This is a genomic window from Streptomyces sp. NPDC002566, from assembly GCF_042889585.1.
Classification (GTDB): domain Bacteria; phylum Actinomycetota; class Actinomycetes; order Streptomycetales; family Streptomycetaceae; genus Streptomyces.
Window position 1 is genome coordinate 402,407 of record NZ_JBIARD010000006.1, and the last position, 14,357, is coordinate 416,763.

At 71.7% G+C, this 14,357-nt stretch carries 15 protein-coding genes and 2 pseudogenes; 9 read left to right on the plus strand and 8 right to left on the minus strand.

Going from position 1 to position 14,357, the window contains the following annotated elements; all coding sequences use genetic code 11:
- Positions 1 to 53: 53 nt before the first annotated feature.
- Entirely contained in the window at positions 54 to 638 is a 585-nt protein-coding gene (locus ACFYXA_RS25955) for a TIGR03086 family metal-binding protein (RefSeq protein WP_352244665.1), read from the plus strand.
- Positions 639 to 659: 21 nt separating this feature from the next.
- On the opposite strand, the gene ACFYXA_RS25960 is transcribed toward ACFYXA_RS25955, so the two are convergent.
- Positions 660 to 1,217, minus strand: coding sequence for a tellurite resistance TerB family protein (locus ACFYXA_RS25960; protein WP_352244666.1), 558 nt, complete (start codon positions 1,215 to 1,217; stop codon positions 660 to 662).
- A 133-nt stretch (positions 1,218 to 1,350) separates the two neighbouring features.
- Positions 1,351 to 1,539, minus strand: a complete 189-nt coding sequence (locus ACFYXA_RS25965; RefSeq protein ID WP_352244667.1) for a hypothetical protein — start codon at positions 1,537 to 1,539, stop codon at positions 1,351 to 1,353.
- A 140-nt stretch (positions 1,540 to 1,679) separates the two neighbouring features.
- Here ACFYXA_RS25965 and ACFYXA_RS25970 point away from each other — a divergent pair, with 140 nt between their 5' ends.
- Together ACFYXA_RS25970 and ACFYXA_RS25975 are read left to right on the plus strand one after the other, a co-directional pair.
- Positions 1,680 to 2,819 (plus strand): glutathione-independent formaldehyde dehydrogenase, encoded by a 1,140-nt coding sequence (locus ACFYXA_RS25970; protein WP_389036873.1) that lies wholly within the window; start codon positions 1,680 to 1,682, stop codon positions 2,817 to 2,819.
- A 147-nt stretch (positions 2,820 to 2,966) separates the two neighbouring features.
- The gene (locus tag ACFYXA_RS25975) at positions 2,967 to 3,854 is read left to right on the plus strand and encodes a polysaccharide deacetylase family protein (protein ID WP_389036876.1); all 888 of its coding nucleotides are present in this window, start codon (positions 2,967 to 2,969) and stop codon (positions 3,852 to 3,854) included.
- Positions 3,855 to 3,896: 42 nt separating this feature from the next.
- Here the strand turns inward: ACFYXA_RS25975 and ACFYXA_RS25980 are convergent, their stop codons facing one another.
- The 4 genes from ACFYXA_RS25980 to ACFYXA_RS25995 form a co-directional block, all read right to left on the minus strand.
- Positions 3,897 to 4,217 carry a GYD domain-containing protein gene (locus ACFYXA_RS25980; protein WP_352244670.1) on the minus strand — a complete coding sequence of 107 codons (321 nt, stop codon included), beginning with the start codon at positions 4,215 to 4,217 and terminating at the stop codon, positions 3,897 to 3,899.
- Positions 4,218 to 4,307: 90 nt separating this feature from the next.
- Complete coding sequence (locus ACFYXA_RS25985) at positions 4,308 to 5,543, minus strand: serine hydrolase domain-containing protein (RefSeq protein WP_389036879.1); 1,236 nt, start codon at positions 5,541 to 5,543, stop codon at positions 4,308 to 4,310.
- A gap of 95 nt (positions 5,544 to 5,638) precedes the next feature.
- Positions 5,639 to 6,349 carry a response regulator gene (locus tag ACFYXA_RS25990; RefSeq protein WP_389036882.1) on the minus strand — a complete coding sequence of 237 codons (711 nt, stop codon included), beginning with the start codon at positions 6,347 to 6,349 and terminating at the stop codon, positions 5,639 to 5,641.
- Entirely contained in the window at positions 6,346 to 7,527 is a 1,182-nt protein-coding gene (locus ACFYXA_RS25995) for a sensor histidine kinase (protein WP_389036885.1), read from the minus strand. Before ACFYXA_RS25995 ends, ACFYXA_RS25990 begins: the two co-directional genes overlap by 4 nt.
- A 275-nt stretch (positions 7,528 to 7,802) precedes the next feature.
- Here ACFYXA_RS25995 and ACFYXA_RS26000 point away from each other — a divergent pair, with 275 nt between their 5' ends.
- The 3 genes and pseudogenes from ACFYXA_RS26000 to ACFYXA_RS26010 form a co-directional block, all read left to right on the plus strand.
- A complete protein-coding gene (locus tag ACFYXA_RS26000; RefSeq protein WP_389036888.1) occupies positions 7,803 to 9,134 on the plus strand; it encodes a phosphatase PAP2 family protein in 1,332 nt (443 codons plus the stop codon).
- Positions 9,135 to 9,450: 316 nt separating this feature from the next.
- The gene (locus ACFYXA_RS26005) at positions 9,451 to 10,170 is read left to right on the plus strand and encodes a polysaccharide deacetylase family protein (RefSeq protein ID WP_352244676.1); all 720 of its coding nucleotides are present in this window, start codon (positions 9,451 to 9,453) and stop codon (positions 10,168 to 10,170) included.
- Positions 10,171 to 10,284: 114 nt separating this feature from the next.
- A pseudogene (locus ACFYXA_RS26010) lies at positions 10,285 to 10,365 on the plus strand (transcriptional regulator); the annotation flags it as partial.
- Positions 10,366 to 10,431: 66 nt separating this feature from the next.
- Here ACFYXA_RS26010 and ACFYXA_RS26015 read toward each other — a convergent pair.
- Positions 10,432 to 11,205, minus strand: a complete 774-nt coding sequence (locus tag ACFYXA_RS26015; protein ID WP_389036892.1) for a polysaccharide deacetylase family protein — start codon at positions 11,203 to 11,205, stop codon at positions 10,432 to 10,434.
- Positions 11,206 to 11,445: 240 nt separating this feature from the next.
- Between ACFYXA_RS26015 and ACFYXA_RS26020 the strand changes: the two genes are divergently transcribed.
- On the plus strand, positions 11,446 to 11,919 hold the full coding sequence (locus tag ACFYXA_RS26020; RefSeq protein WP_389036895.1) for a hypothetical protein: 474 nt from the start codon (positions 11,446 to 11,448) through the stop codon (positions 11,917 to 11,919).
- 78 nt (positions 11,920 to 11,997) lie between these two features.
- Here the strand turns inward: ACFYXA_RS26020 and ACFYXA_RS26025 are convergent, their stop codons facing one another.
- Complete coding sequence (locus ACFYXA_RS26025; RefSeq protein ID WP_389036898.1) at positions 11,998 to 12,390, minus strand: hypothetical protein; 393 nt, start codon at positions 12,388 to 12,390, stop codon at positions 11,998 to 12,000.
- Positions 12,391 to 12,952: 562 nt separating this feature from the next.
- Between ACFYXA_RS26025 and ACFYXA_RS26030 the strand changes: the two are divergent.
- Together ACFYXA_RS26030 and ACFYXA_RS26035 are read left to right on the plus strand one after the other, a co-directional pair.
- A pseudogene (locus ACFYXA_RS26030) lies at positions 12,953 to 13,057 on the plus strand (DNA-binding response regulator); the annotation flags it as partial.
- 222 nt (positions 13,058 to 13,279) lie between these two features.
- The gene (locus ACFYXA_RS26035; RefSeq protein WP_352244680.1) at positions 13,280 to 14,074 is read left to right on the plus strand and encodes a hypothetical protein; all 795 of its coding nucleotides are present in this window, start codon (positions 13,280 to 13,282) and stop codon (positions 14,072 to 14,074) included.
- Positions 14,075 to 14,357 lie beyond the last annotated feature (283 nt).

Genomic DNA, 14,357 nt, shown 5'->3' on the forward strand with positions numbered 1-14,357 from the left:
GGAAGAACCGCGCGGGGAACCGGCGCGGCGATGCGGAAGCGGAGGGTCTCGCAATGCAGCCGGCAGACGTCATGACCCGGGCTTCGGACACGGCCGTCGCCGTCGTGCGCTCCATCACGCCGCAGGACCTGGACCGGCCCACGCCGTGCCCCGAGCTGACCGTCCGCGGTGTGGTGAACCACCTCGTCCTGTGGACCGGCGTTCGGGGGCGCGCCTGCGCCCTCAAGCAGCCCCCTGAGGAGGTGGCCGACGGCCACGACTTCACCGGCGAGGCGGACTGGGCGCGGCTCTACGCCGTCCGCGCGGCGGAGACGGCCGCCGCCTGGTGCGACCCGGCGGCCTGGGCGGGCGAGACGTCCCTCACCGGCGCCGGAAGCATGCCGGCGCCGTTCGTCGGCGGCATCGTCCTGTGCGAGTGGGTGCTGCACGCCTGGGATCTCGCCGTAGCGACCGGCCAGGAGCTGACCGTGGACGGTGATCTCGCCGCCGCCGTGCACGCGGACGTGGCGGGCCGGGCCGAGATCGCGCGCCGGTACGGCGCCTTCGGCCCCGAGGTGCCCGTGCCCGTCACCGCGCCCCTGTTCGCCCGCACGCTGGGCCTGTCGGGCCGCGACCCGTCATGGAAACGGCCCGCCTGACGGGGTCCGACCTCCGCCGCCCTAGAGCCCGAACTCCTGTGCGGACAGCCCGAGCACCTGGCACGCCTCGCGCAGGACCTGCTCCTCCGCCGGTGCCACGTACCCGTCGGCGCCCGCGACGACGAAGCCGGTCTGGACGACCGCTCTGGCCTCGGTCGGCTTCTTGGCGGCCTTGGCGATCTCCTGGAGCGCCTCGGCCTTGCCCTGCGGGAAGTCGAAGGCCAGCTGGTCGACGTGCTTGTTGAACCGCTGGCGCAGCTGCTCGGACGGGAAGTTCTGCAGGACGTCGTTGTGCAGGATCAGCGACTCCACGTGCTGCCGCTCGGCCGGGTCGACATGCCCGTCGGCTGCCGCGACCAGGGCGCACATGGCCATGCTCGCGTCCCGGTAGGCGCCGCTCTTCAGTTCGGTCTTGAGCGAGGTGAGCTGCGACTTGAGCGCGCTGACCAGCTGGGCGCGCGAGCCCGACCCGCCCGTGGAGCCCGCGCCAGGACGGCCGTGCCCGCCGGCGCCGCGCGCGCCCTGCGCCTGCTGCTGCAAACCCTTGGCCTGGTCCTTGATCCGATCCCACATCGCCACGCGTGCCACCTCGGCTTCAGCCCATGTCGTTCCGGTCGTCCGCGCGCCTCGCACGCGTCGTTCCGTCAACGGCCGGCCACGGCGCGGAGTTCCACAGGAGCCCCACAGGCACCCGGACGGGGGCAGGCGGGCCTCAGATCCGGGACGCTTCGTCGGGATGGGTGTCCGCGAACTCCCACCAGGCGAGCGGCAGCCAGTCGCCGTCCACGAAGCCGTCGACGGACGATCCGGTGCCGCGTATGGACACCTTGGTGCCCTCGGGGTAACTGGTGCCGGACAGCCCGCACACCGGGACGAGCAGCACGCCGAGACGTCGGGTCACGTTCCTGGTCCTCTCCACACTGGGTTCGGGTAAAGCCGAACGAACGATCCCCCCTGGATGCAAATCATCCCAGCATGGACGAATCTGGAATATGAGGAATCACACACAGGGGCAGTCGAGCTGAGTGGAGGTGCTCGACAATGAGGGCTGTCGTGTACAAGGGACCGTTCGAAGTAGCGGTCGAGCAAGTGGAGGATCCCCGGATCCAGCACCCGAACGACGTGACGGTACGGGTCACGTCATCCGCCATCTGCGGCTCCGACCTGCACATGTACGAAGGTCGCACCGCCGCCGAGCCGGGCATCGTCTTCGGCCACGAGAACCTCGGCGTCGTCGAGGAGACCGGCGAGGGCGTCACGACGCTCAGCCGCGGCGACCGGGTCGTGATGCCGTTCAACGTGGCCTGCGGCTTCTGCAAGAACTGCAGCGCGGGGTTCACCGGCTTCTGCCTGACCGTGAACCCGGGCTTCGCGGGCGGCGCCTACGGCTATGTGGCGATGGGCCCCTATACCGGCGGACAGGCGGAGTACGTCCGCGTGCCCTACGCCGACTTCAACTGCCTGAAGCTCCCCGAGGGCACCGAGAACGAGTCCGACTTCATCCTGCTCGCCGACATCTTCCCGACCGGCTATCACGGCAACGAGCTGGCCGACGTCCGTCCCGGCGAGAGCGTCGCCGTCTACGGCGGCGGCCCGGTCGGGCTGATGGCCGCCTACTCGGCGATGCTGCGCGGCGCGAGCAAGGTGTTCGTGGTCGACCGGGTGGCCGAGCGGTTGCAGAAGGCCGAGGAGATCGGCGCCGTGCCGATCGACTTCAGCAAGGGCAACCCGGTGGAGCAGATCAAGGAGCACACCGGGGGCGAGGGCGCCGACAAGGGCATCGACGCCGTCGGCTACCAGGCGCAGGCCCGCGGCGAGGATCGCGAGGAGCCGGCGACGGTGCTGAACTCGCTGGTCGACTCGGTCCGGCCGACGGGAGCCCTGGGCGTGCCGGGGCTGTACGTCCCGCGTGACCCGGGAGGCCCGGACGAGCACTCCAAGCAGGGCATGCTGATGGTGTCCATCGGCCGCCTCTTCGAGAAGGGGCTGAGGATGGGCACGGGGCAGTGCAACGTCAAGCGCTACAACCGTCAGCTCCGCGACATGATCATCGAGGGCAGGGCGCGGCCGAGCTTCGTGGTGTCGCACGAACTGCCCCTCGAAGAGGCGCCGTCGGCGTACGAGAAGTTCGACAAGCGCATCGAGGGCTACACCAAGGTCGTCCTGCACCCGCACGGGTAGAGCACATGCGCCCGCACGCGTGAGTCGTCTCGAATCCCCAGGTCGGTGACCTGGGGATTCGTCGTGTGATCGCGCCCACCGGGGGCAGCGGAACCCTGGACACCCGTTCGACGTCAACCAGTGCGAACGGGTTGCGGTGCGGACGACATGGGGTGGGGCGCGGTGGACAGGCGGATCAGGGGGGCGGCGCTGGCCTGCCTCCTCCTCGCGACGGGCGTGACGACGGGCTGCACGACCGAGTCCTCCGCGAAGACCTCGAAGTCCCCGTCCCCCACCGGGTCACGCGCCTCCGGGGCGCCCTCGGGGAGCGCGGGGAGCGCCGGGAGCGGCTCCGGCGGGCGGGCCGCCGTCGAGGCCGCCTACCGCAAGTGGGGCCTCAAGCCGCTCGCGGCTCCGCCCGCCCCGCCCGCGGCCAAACCGAGCCCGTCGTCGAAGGCCGGGCCCGGCGTGCCGGTGGTCAGCGAGATACCCACCGACCAGAAGATCGTCTTCCTCACCATCGACGACGGGGCCGAGAAGGACCCGGAGTTCGTGACGATGATGCGGGAACTGAAGATCCCCTTCACGATGTTCCTCACGGACTCCGCCATCCGCGGCGACTACGACTACTTCAAGCCGCTCCAGGAGTTCGGTGAGGGCGTCCAGAACCACACGCTGACCCACCCGAATCTGCGCACGCTGGGGGCGGAGGCGCAGAAACGGGAGATCTGCGGACAGCAGGACAAGCTGAAGGAGCGGTACGGCGCCGCGCCGCGGCTGTTCCGCCCGCCGTACGGCAACTGGAACGAGGACACCCGGGTCGCTGCGGGGTCGTGCGGCGTCGAGGCGATCGTCCTGTGGCGTGAGTCGATGCAGACCAAGAACATGCAGTACCAGCGCGGGGACAAGAAGCTGCACCCCGGCGACATCATCCTGGCCCACTTCCGCGGACCGTCCGACCTCAAGGGCACGACGATGACGCAGATGACGGCGAACCTGCTGCGGCACATCCAGGAGCAGGGGTTCACGGTCGCCCGGCTGGAGGACTACCTGTAGGACCGGGCCACGGCATCCGGAACGGCCCTCTTGCGGGGTTTCTCAGACGCCGGGCGGCCGGAAGGAGACCTGACGGCGGGCGGCCTCGTCGATCTCGTCGACCGTGAGGAGCGGGGTGGCCCGGGTGTGCAGGCCGCCGCTGGCCTTGACGGCGAGGCTGACGGCGGCCATCGAGACCGGGTCGGGGAAGTCCACTAGGAGGATCACGTCGGCCTCCCCGAAGGCGAAGTACATGGCCTCGACGCTCCCGCCGAGCCCGGAGACGACCTGCTCCACGGCAGCTCGGCGACCGCTCCCGCCCTCGCCGAGCAGCCCCTGGGCGCCCTCGGAGGTGTAGGTCGCCTGGATGAGAAACCTCGGCATCGTGGGACGCTCCTGCCTGCCGTCGCTGGTCCGGTGTGCACCATGCCCTTCCCACCCCGAGGCCGCGCCTTACGCCTCGCTCCCCGGTATTCACCCGTTGGAGGGCTTCCCGTACACCGCCACCATGATGTTCAGCGCCACCGGGTTCATGTCCTTGCCCTTGGCGTCGGTGGAGTTGACGCTGTAGACGAGGGTGCGCGAGCCGTCACGGGTGGAGGCGATGGCCGCGTTGTAGCCCCAGCGGCCGCCCGTCTTGCCCCACACCTCGCGGCCGCCCAGCTTCTTCATCGACAGGCCGACGGCGTAGGCGGCCGGGTCGCCGCTCCCGAGGTCGGTCACCTTCGGCAGGGTGAACATCTCCTCCAGCAGCGGGCCGCGCACGACGTGTCCGCAGAACAGGGCGCGGGTGAACCGCTCCAGGTCGGCCGTGGTCGAGACGATGTCGCCGGCCGCCCAGCCGTCGGTCGTGCCCCACACGGACACGTCGCGCAGTCCCTTCGTCCCGTCGTCCAGCGTCATCGTCTGGTAGCCGTGGTTGTGCGGGCCGACGATGTGCGGGTTCCTCCCCGGGAAGTATGTGTCGCGCAGCCCGAGCGGCTTCAGGATCCGGCGGGCGACCTGGTGCTCGTAGGTGTCGCCCGTGACCTTCTCGATCAGCAGACCGGCGACGGTGTAGCCGATGTTGAGGTAGTGCTGCCGCTCGCCGGGCGCGAACTCGGGCTTCTTCGAGGTGGCCGAGCGGACCATGTCCTCGGGGTCGTGGATCCGGAAGCGGTCCGCGTACCACTCCTCGACCGTCGTCCCCGGGAAGTCGGCGGCCGGGATGCCGTGCGTGTGGTTGAGCAACTGCCGTACGGTGACGCCCCCGTACGAGGCGGGGATCAGCTCCGGCAGGTAGGAGCGGGCGCTGCGGTCCAGGTCGAGCCGGCCCTCGGAGGCCAGTTGCAGCGCGACCGCCGCCGTGAACACCTTGGTCACCGAGCCGGCGCGGAAGCGGGCCGCCGGGTCGGCCGGGCGGCCGCTCTCCAGGTCGTGCACACCGGAACTGCCCCGCCAGACACCCTCGGTCCCGCCGACGCGCACCAGCGCGGCCGTCGCGTCCGCCGACGGCAGGCCCGCGAGGGCCTTGTCCAGCGCGGGGATCGCGGACTGCGCCGAAAGGGCGTGGGAGGACGGTGCCGGCGGGGCGGCCGCGACGGCGGGGCCCGTCGCCGCGCCCAGGACGAGCGTGGCGGCGAGCAGGGCGAGGGAGCCACCGCGTGCGCCCCTGTTCTTCGCCGTGCTCGCGTTCCCGGCCGGACGCTGGTTCTTGCGCGTGCTCCGCATGGTCAACTCCGTTGATGTGAGCTGTTGTCGGTGATGGCTCCATCCTTGTGGCCGGCGGCGTCCGGCGGACCGCCCGCACGGGCGGTCCTGAGGGCTCAGCCGCTCGCCGACGCGGGGGATGCCCCGGGCGGGCGCGCTCCCCCGGGCGGGGGATCGCCGGCCGCGACCAGGCCCGTCTCGTACGCGCAGATCACGGCCTGTATCCGGTCCCGCAGCCCCAGCTTGGCGAGCACGTTGCCCACGTGGGTCTTGACCGTGTGGTCGCTGACGACCAGCTCGGCGGCGATCTCCGCGTTCGACAGCCCCCGCGCGAGCAGCAGCAGCGTCTCCCGCTCCCGGCCGGTCAGCGCGTCCAGGCGGGCATCGGGGCGCCGGGGCCGGGCGGCGGGCCGGGTGTACTGCTCCACCAGCCGCCGGGCGACGGACGGCGCGAGCAGGGAGTCGCCCCGCGCGACCACCCGTACCGCGTGGACGAGGTCGTCGCGGCGGACGTCCTTCAGCAGGAAGCCGCTCGCGCCCGCGTGCAGCGCCTCGTAGACGTACTCGTCGGAGTCGAAGGTCGTCAGCATCACCGTCCGGCAGTCGCCCGCCGCGCTGATCGTGCGGCAGGCCTCGATGCCGTCCACGCGGGGCATCCGGATGTCGAGCAGCGCCACGTCCGGCCGGTGCCGCCGCACCGCCTCGACCGCCTCGGCCCCGTCGCCCGCCTCCGCGACCACCTCGATGTCGGGCTGGACGTCCAGGATCATCGCGAAGCCGCTGCGCACCAGCTCCTGATCGTCGGCGACCACCACACGGATCGTCACCGGACCACCTCCGCCGCCGCACCCGCAGCGGCGGGCGCCGGGATGCGGACCCGTACCGTGAAGCCGTGGCCGTCCGGGCCCCGTCCGGTGACCGCCGTGCCGCCGTGCGCCGCCGCGCGCTCGCGGATGCCGACCAGCCCGTGACCGCCGCCCCCGCGCCCGGAGGCGGACTGCGGACCCCGCCCGTCGTCCGTCACCTCGATGGACAAGTCGCTCTCCCCGTAGTCGAGATGTACGGACGCGATGCCGGCGTCCGCGTGTTTGACGGTGTTCGTCAGCGCCTCCTGGACGATCCGGAAGACGGTCGCCCCGGTCGTGTCCGGCAGCGGCCGGGCGTGCCCGGACGTCCGGTAGCGGACGTCGAGGCCGCCGGCCCGCACCCGGTCGAGGAGGCCGGGCAGCTCCGCGAGGCCCGGCTGCGGCCCGCGCGGCGCGTCTCCCGCGTCGCCGGGCGTCTCACCCTCCCGCAACACCCCCAGCATGCGGCGCAGTTGGGTCATGGCGTCCCGGCCCGTCTCGGAGATCGCGTCGAAGGCGGCCTCCGCCCGCTCCGGCGCCGTGCGCACCGCGACCGGCCCGGCCTCCGCCTGCACGATCATCAGGGCGACCGCGTGGGAGAGGATGTCGTGCATCTCCCGCGCGATCCGCGCCCGTTCGCGTGCGGCGGCCTGCTCCGCCTCCACCCGGTGCGCCCGACGGCGGGTGTCGGTCAGCCGGCCGAAGACATAGGCGGCCGCGAACACGAAGACCGAGAAGGTCAGTTCACGCGCCGACCGGGTGTTGAGCCACACACCCACGGGCACGGCGACCATGAGCAGCAGCCCGGTCACCAGCCGCCTTCGGGGCGGCGACAGCGCGGCGATCGTGTAGACGATCACGAGTCCGGTGTACGGCAGCGGCTGCCCGGGCCCGTCCAGGGTCAGCCGGTACAGGACGTTGGTCGCCAGGATCGCCAGCAGCACCCCGACCGGGGCGCGCCGCCGCCAGACCAGGGGGACGACGGTGAGGGTGGTCAGCCCGTACGCGGGCCAGGTCGCCGGTTCGAGCTCGGGCGGGCGCGGCACCACGAACGGCATCGTCATCGCCGCCTGCACCAGCAGCGCGATCCCGATGTCCACCAGCAGCGGATGGGCCGCCCCCAGCGTCCGGCCCCGCTCCCACCACCCCCGCGCGATCATCCGACCCCCCGGCCCGCGTCCCGTTCCGGCCCGAGCCGGAAGCACGAAGCCACACGGTAACGGCCCGGTCTCCCGGGCGGCGACGGAGCAACCTTTCGGGGCTTGTCCTCGTCTATGACGTGGCTGCCGGACGGACGACCCCGACGGCGGCGCGCGGCGTCCCACCTCGGGACTTCGGACTTCCCCTACCGGCTGAGTGATTGATACCCATGACATCGCGGTCATCTGCGCGAATAGAAGACAGACTCCCGACCCCGGTGCGTAGCCGGTCGCGGATGATCCTGTGGGCCGCGGCCGGCGCGCTGGTCCTGGGCTTCCAGATCGCGATGGAGATCGCCGCGCACCGGTACGGCCTTCCGGGTCCGCTCACCAACCAGGCCCGGGAGGTGCTGGCCGCCCCCAAGTCGGGATACCTGCTCTACGCGAGCCTGGTGCTGACGATGGTGGTGCTCACCTGGCGGCAGCGGTTCATCGCCACGGGCCTCGCGTTCGGCATCGACATCGCGTTCGTGCTGGTGCGGTGGGCGCTGGGCATCGAGGTGACCGAGGGCGACCCCTTCGGCAACGGCGCCCTGTGGGTGGTCCTCGGCTGCGGGGTCGTCGCCGTCACCCGCCGTACCGGAGCGGAACGCGTCCTGCTGCTGAAGGGCGTGGGGCTGGGTCTGCTGCTGGTGGCCGGCCGCAAGACCGGCGACCTGTGGCTGCTGCTCACCGCCGAGACCCGGCACACGGTGCTCGACCAGTACGTGGCGACCGCCGACCACGCGCTGGGCAACCCCTCCTGGGTCATCGGGCGGATCGTCTACTCCACCGGCCCGGCGGGCTACCGGTTCCTGGAGTTCGTCTACGGCCAACTCGCCGTGGCCGCGGTCCTCTTCGCGCTGTACCGGCTGCGTCACGTGGCGGTCGAGCGGCGCTTCCCCCGCCATCACCTCGTGCGCACCTTCCTGGTGATCGGCCTGCTCGGCCCCGCCATCTACATGATCTTCCCGGTGGTCGGGCCGATCTACGCCTACGGCGGCGGCAGCGAGAACTGGGCCTCGCCCGACCACTGGTCGCAGTCGCCGTCCGTGGTCCACTGGGCGGTGGCCGACTGGTGGCCGGAGACCCCGCCGCCGGTCGGCGTCCCGGAGCCGATGCCGTACGACAGCGTCACCGCGCGCAACTGCATGCCCAGCCTGCACACGGCATGGTCCGTCGCGATCTTCGTCCACTCCCGGAAGGCGCCCCGGCCGATCCGGTACGCGGGCGCGTTCTGGCTGGTCGCCACGCTCACCGCGACGGTGGGCTTCGGCTACCACTACGGCGTGGACCTGGTCGCCGGCGTGGTGTTCGCGCTGACCATCGAGGCGGCGCTGCGCTCGCAGGCGTACGGCTGGGACCGGGCGGGCCTGCTGGTGGTCGCCCACGGCGCGGCCGTCTTCGCCGCCCTGCTGCTGTCGTACCGCTGGCTGCCGGTGGAGATGGCCGAGCACGCCTGGGTGGCGGGCCCGCTCCTGCTCCTGGCGACGGCCTCGGTGGTCTACGGCTACGTCCGCGCGTTCGCCCGCCGGGAACCCGCTGCCGTACCGGCCCCGCGAGCGGAGCCACAGCCCGAACCGGCGTGAACGCGCCGCCACAAGGGCTTCAAGCGCACGTCGGTCTGACCGCGATCGGTTCCTCGTACGACAACCCCCGGGTTCCGCCCGGGGGTTGTCGTCGTCCGGAGAGCGAGGCAAAGCGGGGTCCGGTGTCCGAAACCGAACGGATCCCGAAACCGTACGGAAAGTCCTCGAACGTCAGTGCATCCATGGGCCGGTCGTGTGCGTCCTACAGACAAGTCACCGCTCATGCGGGCAAGTCACCGCTTCACGCGCAAGTCCAGCGCCTGTACGGGCAAGTACGTCGACTTGCGGGGGAAGTTCATCGCTCCGGGGGGATCCGATGCACCGACGTCTCGTCGTCTCACTCGTCACCGCCGCACTGTGCGCCACCACACTGACCGGCGCGGCCGGCGCCGCTTCCGCCGCCGGCTCCGCCGCCGTCAACTGCCGGAAGGTGAAGTGCGTCGCCCTCACCTTCGACGACGGGCCGGTCGCCGACACCCAGCGGCTGCTGCGCATCCTGAAGGACCGCAACGTCAAGGCGACCTTCTACGTCGTCGGCAGCAACGTCCAGCGCAACCCGGCCGTCGTGCGCGCCGAGGCGCAGGCCGGCCACCAGATAGGCAACCACAGCTGGGACCACGCCGACCTCACCAAGCTCAGCGCCGCCAAGGTCAGGTCCCAGTTCTCCCGCACGGACGCGGCGGTCAAGAAGGCCATCGGCAAGAACCCCACCACCGTGCGCGCCCCCTACGGCGCCAACAACGCGACCGTCCGCAGGGCCGCCGGCCGGCCGCTGGTGCACTGGAGCGTCGACACCCTCGACTGGAAGTACCGCGACTCCGCCCGGATAGTCCGGACCGTGACCGCGCAGACCAGGCCCGGGGACATCGTCCTGCTGCACGACATCCACAGGACGACGGTCAGCGCGGTGCCCGGCATCATCGCGGCCCTCAAGGCCCGCGGCTACCACTTCGTCACCGTCGACCAGCTCTTCGCCCCGGCCAGGCTGCCCGTCGGCAAGGTCACCTACAGCAACCGCGCCGCCTACCGCCCCTGACCGGAGCCGCCGGGCCGGTGGGGCCCCGGTGCCTGCACTCCGACCGCGCACGTGCGGTGCGGATGATCGGCGCCGGTGACCGGTGCGTGACGGGAGAGGACTGCGGCGGAGAGCATCGGCGGCTACCGGGACCCGTCGGCCGAGGTCCTCACGGAGACGGCCGCGGCGTTCGGACTGCTCGCGTCCTCCGCCCGCACACGAGGCCCGGGCGTAGCCGAGGAGCCGGCCGGACGCGTGTCGGCCGCAGGCCACCGCCATGGCTCAGCGCACGGGGAAGCCGCAGGTGTAGCCCTGCTCCTTGAGCCAGGGGAGGATCCGGCGCAGGGCCGCCACGGTCTGCGAGCGGTCGCCGCCCGCGTCGTGGAAGAGGAGCGTCGGCCCGTTGGACAACTGCCGCTGGACGGTGGCGACGATGGCGTCCGCGCCAGGCTTCTCGAAGTCCTTGGAGTCGACGTTCCAGCCCAGCGGGCGCATGCCCCGGGAGGCCGCGAGCGCGCGGCTGGAGGGGGTGAAGGCGCCGCCGGGCGCGCGGTAGTACATCGGCCGGACGCCGCCGGACGCCTCGGTGATCATGCGTTCGGCGTCGAGTATCTGCTGCGACTGATAAGCCGCGGACTTCTTGTCCATGGCGGTGTCGTGCGACACCGAGTGGTCGCACAGCCGGTGCCCGGCCGCGACCACCTGCTTCACGAGGTCCGGGTGGGCCTGCGCCTGCGTGCCCACCATGCAGAACGTGGCCTTCACCCCGTTCTCCCGCAGCACGTCGAGCATCTGGGGAGTCCATCGGGGGTCGGGGCCGTCGTCGATGGTGATGTTGACGCCGCGCGCGCCCTTGTCCGAGGCGTGCGCGATGCTCGCCTCGACCGGCTTGGCGGCGGCGCTCGGCGTGGCCGACGCGGTCGCCTTCGGCGTAGGACCGCCCACGATGCCGGCCTGCGCGCTCCACACCGAGGCGCCGGTGGCGAGCACCGTCACCCCCAGCGCCGCCCCGATGAGCTTGCCGTACCAGCTCCGCCCGCCACCGTGCCGTGCCATGCCCGCCCCGCTTTCGCCCAGTCCTCGCCGATCCCCGGTCACTTCCCGACCACTTGGCATGACGGCATCCGCCCCCGAAGGGATCCCTCCGTTACCGATCACGGACAATCCCGGGGAAGTTCACGGACAACTCACGCGGGGAACGCCGACGACGGTCCGCCTACACGACGAAAACCGGCGCTGTCATGAAACTTCCCGAAGAACCCCCTGATGCCGCGTCGCCACTGCCACGCTTGGGGCGTGACATCGTCAACTCTCGCACCACTCATAGGCGTTGTACTCGGCGGGCTCGTGTCATGGCTGGCCCAGCACTCGTCGGGGCGGGCGGCGGAACGCGCCGAGGAGCGCCGCAGCGCCCGCGACTGCGCCGAGGCCCGACGCGGCGAACGCCTGGCCCACCTCGTCGACTTCCTGTCCGCGGCGCAGGAGGTCGAACGGGTCGCCGTCGACCACTACCAGCACCATGTGTCCGACGAGCGGTGGCAGGAGCGGGCCCGACAGACCGTGGACCGCATGTGGGTGGCCCAGAAGACGATCCACATGCTGTGCCCGACCGAGGTGAACGAGGCGGCCCGCCGTCTCGCGTACGCCGTCCAGGACGTCCTCAGAGAAGGCCCCGACGATCCCGGCGAGCCGCAGGACGAGAAGATCTGGGCAGCCATCCGCCCGAGCCGACGCGAGTTCCTGGACGTCGTACGCGAACACCTGCACTGAAAGCCGGCCACGGAGCGCGGAAGCACCGCCTGGCGCACGGCCGGCCGGGCCCCGTACTCGGCCTGCGGCGCACGCCTGTCATCGCGCGCCGGACCGGGCGGGCGTCCCCTCCGCCACGACCCGGCCGAGCCCCCTTGCCGCCAGCACGACGCACATCGCCGCCAGCGGAAGCTCCGCGCCGAGAGCCATCGCCACCGCGCGGACCTGATCCGCGCCCGGGGCCGCCGTCATGGTGTCGAACCACGCGTCGGCCGCCAGCAGCGTCGCGGTGGCGGTGGCCATGAGCGGGTGCAGGCGGTGGCCGCGTCCGGCCGGCAGACCGGTGGCGAGCAGCCCCACGGCTTCCAGGGCGTCGAGACCGATCCAGACAAGGCGCCGGTCACCGACGGCGGCGGCTCCGGGCACACCGCCGGCCAACACGACCAGCCACGGCAGCAGCCCCAACCCGCAGACGACCAGGACGTGTTCCATCCGCAACCGGCGGCGGGCCCCGCCGCCGTTCGCATCGCGTGGGGCATCACATGGCAGACGGTGGACCGGCGTGCTCATCGGACAGATCCCCTCCCGTTTCCGGCTCTTCCTCACGACCTCGAGCCTGCGCCACAGCTCGATCGGAGTCAGTCATGCGGATGCCCGTCCTGGGGTGGCACCAGTGACACCCCCGACACGGACGACAACGCCATCGATCCCCGCCGGGCTCGGCGCATACCGTCCCCTCATGCCCACAACTGCCCTTCTGAGGCGCACTGTTGCGCGTCCCTTTCAAGGTGTCGGCCGCCAGGTCGCGTTTCTCGCCACGGGCGTCCTGATCCAGCTCGGCGTGCTGCTCGTCATGGCACTGCCCTGGACGCTCTTCGTGCCGGCGGCGACGTGGCCCGTCCTCCTCGCGGTCCTCGTCCCGCTGTCCGCCGCCGTGGCGGCCGGGCCGCTGATGACAGTGATGCAGCACGCCCGCTTCCGCACCCGGCTCGGAGTGGACATCCCCCTGCCCCACCTGGGGCGACGGCCCGGCCCGCTCGGGTGGCTGCGGACGGTGGCCAAACACACCGACAGCATCTTCGCCAAGCTCGACCTGCCCAAGGCGGACGCCGACCACCGCCGTGTCCTCGCCGTGCTGCGCTTCCTCGGCGTGTCCTGAGGACCACCGCGCCACACCGGACACACGGCTGCCCCTCGTCGGCCGGCCCCGCGGACCGGCCGCCGTCGCCCGTTCGGGCGCGCACACTGCGCGCGGGGCGGCTGTGGGCTCGAGGATGGGCCGTGCGACGTGTTCCCGCACGAAGGTGGAAGACCATGCAGACGTCCGTCACCTCGCCGATCCGCCGTACGGCGCCCGCGACGACGCGGGGCAGGTGACGGGGTGACCTGGCTGACCTCGCTGCCGGCGGTGGTGCTGGTCGTGGGCTGGCTCGCCCTGGCCCTTCTGGTCGCGGCCGCGGCGCGGGTCGGCGTCCGGGCGCTCGTACCGCCCGAGGAACGGGACCGGGTCCCGCAGATCGCCACGCCCCTGATGCCGACACTCGGCGCGTCCTTCGCCATCTTCGCCGCGCTGACACTGGCCAGCGAGGCCGGCTACCTGCGCGCGGCCGAGGGGCTGGTCAGTGACGAGGCGGCCGCGGCCTCCCGCCTGGCGTGGGCGGCGACCAGTCCGCGTGTCCACTCGGAGCCGATCCACACGGCACTGCTGGACTACCTGCGCGAGACGCGGGCCGAGGAATGGAAGGCCGACGCGGCGGCGTCCGGCGACGACCCCGCCACCGCCCACACGATCGCCCGGCTGGAGCGGACGGTACGCGCCGAGGCGGCCCGCCCCGAGGTGGGAACCCCGACCGGCACCGAGCTGGTGGTCTCCATGGACGGCGTCACCAGCAGCCGCCGCGCCCGCATCGCCGCCGCCTCACGCGAGGTCCCCGCGCTCTACGTCGTCACGCTGGTGGTCAGCGGACTGGCCCTGATCGTGAACTCCGGGGCACTGGTCTTCCGCAGCAGCCTGCGCACGTCACTCCTGATCGTGGGTGTGGCGAGCGTGGTCGGCCTGAGCCTGGCCCTCCTCTTCGCCCTCAGCGCCCCCTGGAACGGCCCCCTCCTCGTCAGCGGCCACCCACTCGACGCGATCATCACCAACCTGAGGTCGGGCTTCTTCGGCGCCCCGTAGGCGACGGGCGCGATCAGTTCTCCAACTGGCATCAGAATTTGAACTCGCTTGATGCAAAAGGCATTTCACGGGCCTCGCCGTCGACCTCGCTGCTTTCTCGCGAGCGTCAATACCGCTCCTGGAGGCAACCGACCGAAGGTCTGTGACGTCTCGTCATGTGGCTTGTCCCAGGCGCGGAACAGGGCACACCCAAGGGGTTCACCCGACAGCCATGCAGCCATCACAAGATCATCACAAATGATCATTGGGACATACACCCATCTTTCGCCGTTTGTCGGGGCGT

What these genes read in the sequence shown, in the direction of transcription:
- ACFYXA_RS25955 (WP_352244665.1), top strand. Translation starts at nt 54, where the DNA reads ATGCAGCCGGCAGACGTCATGACCCGGGCTTCGGACACGGCCGTCGCC.
- ACFYXA_RS25970 (WP_389036873.1), top strand. Translation starts at nt 1,680, where the DNA reads ATGAGGGCTGTCGTGTACAAGGGACCGTTCGAAGTAGCGGTCGAGCAA.
- ACFYXA_RS25975 (WP_389036876.1), top strand. Translation starts at nt 2,967, where the DNA reads ATGGGGTGGGGCGCGGTGGACAGGCGGATCAGGGGGGCGGCGCTGGCC.
- ACFYXA_RS25980 (WP_352244670.1), bottom strand. Translation starts at nt 4,217, where the DNA reads ATGCCGAGGTTTCTCATCCAGGCGACCTACACCTCCGAGGGCGCCCAG.
- ACFYXA_RS25985 (WP_389036879.1), bottom strand. Translation starts at nt 5,543, where the DNA reads ATGCGGAGCACGCGCAAGAACCAGCGTCCGGCCGGGAACGCGAGCACG.
- ACFYXA_RS25995 (WP_389036885.1), bottom strand. Translation starts at nt 7,527, where the DNA reads ATGATCGCGCGGGGGTGGTGGGAGCGGGGCCGGACGCTGGGGGCGGCC.
- ACFYXA_RS26000 (WP_389036888.1), top strand. Translation starts at nt 7,803, where the DNA reads ATGATCCTGTGGGCCGCGGCCGGCGCGCTGGTCCTGGGCTTCCAGATC.
- ACFYXA_RS26005 (WP_352244676.1), top strand. Translation starts at nt 9,451, where the DNA reads ATGCACCGACGTCTCGTCGTCTCACTCGTCACCGCCGCACTGTGCGCC.
- ACFYXA_RS26015 (WP_389036892.1), bottom strand. Translation starts at nt 11,205, where the DNA reads ATGGCACGGCACGGTGGCGGGCGGAGCTGGTACGGCAAGCTCATCGGG.
- ACFYXA_RS26025 (WP_389036898.1), bottom strand. Translation starts at nt 12,390, where the DNA reads ATGGAACACGTCCTGGTCGTCTGCGGGTTGGGGCTGCTGCCGTGGCTG.